The sequence below is a fragment of the uncultured Georgenia sp. genome, from assembly GCF_937958535.1.
GTDB lineage: Bacteria > Actinomycetota > Actinomycetes > Actinomycetales > Actinomycetaceae > Oceanitalea.
The window spans coordinates 1-5,050 of sequence record NZ_CALGNQ010000067.1 but is presented as its reverse complement, the minus strand read 5'-3'; the positions used below and the strand labels follow the sequence as shown (position 1 = coordinate 5,050).

General features: G+C 73.8%; 4 protein-coding genes and 2 pseudogenes. 1 reads left to right on the top strand and 5 read right to left on the bottom strand.

What is annotated here, in order from left to right:
• From Q0195_RS03995 to Q0195_RS03975, 5 genes and pseudogenes are all read right to left on the bottom strand, one after another.
• Positions 1-703: electron transfer flavoprotein subunit beta/FixA family protein (locus Q0195_RS03995; protein ID WP_299274879.1), on the bottom strand; the 703-nt coding region annotated here is incomplete at its 3' end.
• Positions 704-747: 44 nt separating this feature from the next.
• Complete coding sequence (locus Q0195_RS03990) at positions 748-1,524, bottom strand: enoyl-CoA hydratase-related protein (protein WP_299274875.1); 777 nt, start codon at positions 1,522-1,524, stop codon at positions 748-750.
• Positions 1,521-2,439 (bottom strand): annotated as a pseudogene (gene mmsB / locus Q0195_RS03985) (3-hydroxyisobutyrate dehydrogenase). Before mmsB ends, Q0195_RS03990 begins: the two are co-directional and overlap by 4 nt.
• Positions 2,436-3,506: an enoyl-CoA hydratase/isomerase family protein gene (locus tag Q0195_RS03980; RefSeq protein WP_299274872.1), complete on the bottom strand. Its 1,071-nt coding sequence runs from the start codon at positions 3,504-3,506 to the stop codon at positions 2,436-2,438. The pseudogene mmsB and the gene Q0195_RS03980 overlap by 4 nt, the downstream one beginning before the upstream one ends.
• Positions 3,503-4,669, bottom strand: a complete 1,167-nt coding sequence (locus Q0195_RS03975) for an acyl-CoA dehydrogenase family protein (RefSeq protein ID WP_299274870.1) — start codon at positions 4,667-4,669, stop codon at positions 3,503-3,505. Before Q0195_RS03975 ends, Q0195_RS03980 begins: the two co-directional genes overlap by 4 nt.
• 97 nt (positions 4,670-4,766) lie before the next feature.
• Here Q0195_RS03975 and Q0195_RS03970 point away from each other — a divergent pair.
• Positions 4,767-5,050, top strand: a pseudogene (locus Q0195_RS03970) (MarR family transcriptional regulator); the annotation flags it as partial.

Below are 5,050 nucleotides of genomic sequence, written 5' to 3'. Positions count from 1 at the left end.
CGGCGGCACGGGCCGGTCGCTCGGCCACGGAGACGACCACCGAGCGCGCCCTGTCGCCACCCGCGGGGTCCACCCCGAGGTCGGTCGGGGCGAGCGTGCGGTACGGCTTCTTCTTCGCCGCCATGATCCCGCGCAGCTTGGGCAGGCGGGCGTCGGGGAACGCCTCGGTCACCGACACGACGGCGGGCAGGTCGGCGGAGACGTGGGCGACGCCACCCGTGACGGCGCGGGTGCCGGAGACCGCGCCCGCGGTGATCTGCGCCGTCGTCAGTGCCGTGAGGTGCGGGACGCCGAGGTGTTCGGCGACCATCGCCGGGACCGCCCCACCGCCGCCGTCCGTGGACGCGTCCCCCGCGATGACGAGGTCGAACCCGGTGTGCCGCAGGGCGGCGGCGAGGACCTCCGCGGTGAGCGTGAGGTCGGCGCCGGCGAGCGCGTCGTCGACGACGTGGACGGCCGAGTCGGCCCCCGTCGCGAGCGCCTTGCGCACCGTCGGGCGTGCCGCCTGCGGCCCCATCGTCAGGACGGCGACCTCGACGTCGGGGAGCCGCTCCGCGGTGGTGAGGGCGAGCTCCAGCGCCCGCTCGTCGATCTCGTCGAGCACGGACTGCCCGGCCTCCCGGTCGGCGTACCCGGTCTCGAGGTCGAGCCTCCGCTCGTCGTAGGTGTCGGGGACGTCCTTGACCAGGACGACGATCCTCATCGGTTCTCCTCCGTCGGGTCGGGCAGGGTGAGCGGGGCGGCCGCTCAGCGGTGGGTGAACCTCGGCCGCCGCTTCTCCCGGAACGCGGCCATCCCCTCGGTCCGGTCCGCGAGCGCGAACGTCGCGTTGAACGCCTGCTTCTCCAGCCGCAGCCCCTCCTCGAGGGACGTCTCCTGGGCCGCCCGGAGCGCGTTCTTCGCGGCGTAGACGACCGGCAGGGACTTCGCGGCGATCGTCTCGGCGACCCGCATCGCCTCCGCGAGGAGCTCGGAGGCAGGGACCACGCGCGAGACCAGACCCGCACGCTCGGCCTCCTCGGCGTCCATCGTCCGGCCGGTGAGGACGAGCTCGGCGGCCTTGTACGCACCCACGGCCCGGGGCAGCCGCTGGGTGCCGCCGATGCCCGGGATGGTCCCGAGGTCGATCTCCGGCTGTCCGAACTTGGCCGTGTCGGCAGCGAGGATGATGTCGCACATCATCGCCAGCTCGCAGCCACCCCCGAGGGCGTATCCGGCGACGGCGGCGACGACCGGCGTGCGGAGCCGGGTGAAGTCCCCCCACGGCGCGAACATGTCGTCCAGGACCATGTCGACGTACTGCCGGTCCGCCATCTCCTTGATGTCGGCGCCGGCCGCGAAGGCACGTTCCGACCCGGTGAGCACGATCGCCCCGACCCCGGGGTCGTCGTCGAAGGCCTGCGCCGCCGCGACGATCTCGACCGCCGACGTCGCGCTCAGCGCGTTGAGGGACTCGGGGCGGTTCATCGTGATCCACCCGACCCGTCCGCGCTGCTCGACGAGGATGGTCGTGTAGTCGGTCATCGTTTCCCCTCCTGGGTGCCGGCGTCACGGATGGTCCGGATGATGCCGGAGAAGTCGCGGTGGGCGCCCTCGCCCTCGGCGTACTGCCGGTACATCTCCCGGGCGAGGCGGCCCATGCGTGCCTCCACGCCGACGAGGTCGATCGCCTGCTCGGCCAGGCCGAGGTCCTTGGCCATGAGGGCACCGGCGAAACCGGGCTCGTAGTCGCGGTTGGCCGGGCTTGTGGGGACCGGGCCGGGGACGGGGCAGTTCGCGGTGAGCGCCCAGCACTGGGCGGTGGCGTTGGAGGCGACGTCGAAGAGCGTCTGGTGCGAGAGCCCGAGCCGCTCCCCGAGGACGAACGCCTCGGCGACGGCGATCTGGGTGACGCCGAGGATCATGTTGTTGCACACCTTGGCCGCCTGCCCCAGCCCTGGGCCGCCGCAGTGGACGACACGGCTGCCCATGGCCTCGAGCAAGGGGGGTGGCCCGGGCGACGTCGTCGGCCTCGCCGCCCACCATGAACGCGAGCGTCCCGCGCTCCGCACCGACGACGCCGCCGGAGACCGGGGCGTCGAGGAACCGGTGACCGGCCGCCACGGCGAGCGCGTGCGCCTCGTGCGCCTCCGCGACGGCGATCGTCGAGCTGTCGACGAACAGGGTCCCCGGGCTCGCGGCGGCGAGCGCGCCGGGAGTCGCGCCCGTCCCGCGGTAGACGGCGATGACGTCGTGCCCGGCCGGCAGCATGGTGAGGACCACCTGCGCACCCGTCGCGGCCTCTGCGGCGGAGCCGACGACCGTGATGCCCGCGGCCCGTGCCGCGTCGCGGGCGCCCGGGGCCAGGTCGAAGGCGCGGACCTCGTGCCCGGCAGCACGCAGGTTCCTGGCCATCGGCCCGCCCATGTGCCCCAGCCCGATGAACCCGACGGTCGTCATGATGTCTCCTTCGACGTGACCCGGACGGAGCCGAGCTCTCCCCACGCCGGCGGGCGGAAGAACTCCTCGACCAGTGACGGCGGGACCTCCTCGGGCCTCGCCGGGCGCCATCGCGGTGTGCGGTCCTTGTCGACGAGCTGCGCCCGGATGCCCTCGACGAAGTCGGGGGCGGTCAGGTGCCGGGTCGAGACCCGGAACTCCTGGGCCAGCGCCTCCTCGAGCGAACCGAGGCCGCGCGCGCGGCGGAGTGCGGCGAGGGTGACGCTGAGCGCGGTGGGCGACTTCGCCCGGATGGTCGTGGCGAGCTCGCGGGCGGTCGGTCCGCCGTCGGCGTCGAGCGCGGCGAGGATCGCGACGACGCTGTCCGCGGCGAACGCGTGGTCGGTGAGCTCCCGCTCGGTCGCGAGCGGGGCAGGGCCGGGGTCCTGCGCCAACGCGGCGACCACCGGGTCGGGGTCCGCCGTCTCCAGCCGCGCGAGGAGCTCGGGCACGGACCGGGACGGGACGAGGTGGTCGGCGAGCCCGACGTGGATTGCGTCGGCGGCCCCGACGGACGCCCCGGTCAGCGCCAGCCGGGTCCCGAGCTCCCCGGGCGCCCGCGACAGGAGCCAGGTCCCACCGACGTCGGGGACGAATCCGATGGTGACCTCGGGGAAGCCGAGCCGGGAGCGCTCGGTCAGGACGCGGTGGGACGCGTGGGAGGAGATGCCGATGCCGCCCCCGAGCACGAGCCCGTCCTGGACGGCGACGACCGGTTTGGGGTACGCCGCGATCCTCGCGTTCATCGTGTACTCCTCGGCCCAGAACTCCACTGCCGGCTCGAGCGGTCCGCGGACGGCGGCCTCGTACAGTGCGACGACGTCGCCGCCGGCGCACAGGCCGCGCTCGCCGGCCCCGGTGACGGCCACGGTGTGGACCGTGGCGTCGCCCTCCCACTCGTCCAGCGCCCGCAGGACGAGCCGGACCATCTCGTGGGTGAGCGCGTTGATCGCCCGCGGCCGGTTGAGCGCGATGACGCCCAGCCGACCCCGGCGCTCCAGGAGCACGGGTCGCCCGGTGCCGCTCATACCCGTCGCCTCGCCCGGCGGAGTACGTCGCGCCCGATGATGAGCCGCATGATCTCGTTCGTCCCTTCGAGGATCTGGTGCACCCGCAGGTCCCGGACGACCCGTTCGACGCCGTACTCGTGCAGGTAGCCGTAGCCACCGTGGAGCTGCAACGCGGCGTTGGCGACGTCGAAGGCGGTGTCGGTGGCGAAACGCTTGGCCATCGCACACGCGACCGCCTCGTCGGGGGCGCCGGCGTCGATCCGCTCGGCCGCTCGTCGGACGAGGAGCCGGGCCGCGTGGAGCTCGGTCTCCATGTCGGCGAGCCGGAAGACGACGCTCTGGTGCGTGGCCAGCGGCGCAGCGAAGGCCTCCCGCTCCTGGACGTAGCGTGCCGCCCGCTCCAGCGCCCAGCGGGCCCCGCCGACCGAGACGGCGGCGATGTTGGCACGGCCGCTGTTGAGGGCCTTCATCGCGATGGTGAAGCCGGCGCCCGCCTCACCGAGCCGGTTGGACACGGGCACGCGGACCTCGTCGAGCACCACCTGCCGGGTGGGCTGGGCGTTCCAGCCCATCTTCCGCTCGAGCGGGCCGAAGCTCAGGCCGGCCGCACCCGCGGGCACGACGATCGCGCTGATGCCGTCCGGCCCCGGACCACCGGTGCGGGCCATGACGACGTGGACGGCCGCGCTGCCGGCCCCGGAGATGAACTGCTTGGTCCCGGTGAGGACGTACTCCTCCCCGTCCCGACGGGCGGAGGTGGTCAGCGCGGCGGCGTCGGACCCGACACCGGGTTCGGTGAGGCAGTAGGCCCCGAGGTCCTCCATCGTCGCGAGCCGCGGCAGCCAGCGCGCCCGCTGCTCCGCACCGCCGTACTGGTCGATCATCCAGGCGACCATGTTGTGGATGGAGATGTAGGCGGCCAACGTCGTGTCGCCGTGCCCGAGCTCCTCGAAGAGTGCGACGGCGTCGCGGCGGGTCAGCCCCGAGCCGCCGACGTCCTCCCGGACGTACACGGCCCCCAGGCCCATCTCCCCCGCGGCGCGGAGGGCCTCGAGCGGGAAGTGCTTCTGCGCGTCCCGCTCGTTCGCGTAGGGCGCCAGTGCGCTCGCGGCGAAGTCACGGACCGCCGCGACGAGGGCGACCTGCTCCTCCGTCATCGACAGGTCGACGGTCCCGGTCATGCGGCACTCCCTCCGTCGGGTCGGCCTGGGCCGATACTATGACGTCCAACCATCTTTTCGGAACCCCAACTGACGTGTGAGCGAGGACGTGACGACGATGGCCCGACGCCGGCCGCTCCCGGTCGACCCGATCGCCGAGGCGCACCGGCAGTGGTGCGCCCACGGGTGGGCGGACGCCGCCGCCGGCATGGCGGCGGTGACCAGCGTGATGCGCGCGCAGCAGCTCATGATCGGTCGGATCGAGCGGGCGCTGCGGCCCTTCGGCCTGAGCTTCGCGCGCTACGAGATGCTGCGGCTCCTCGGCTTCACCCGGGAGGGGCGCCTGCCCATGTCGAGCGCGACCGCCCGCCTCCAGGTGCATCCGGCGAGCGTCACCAACAC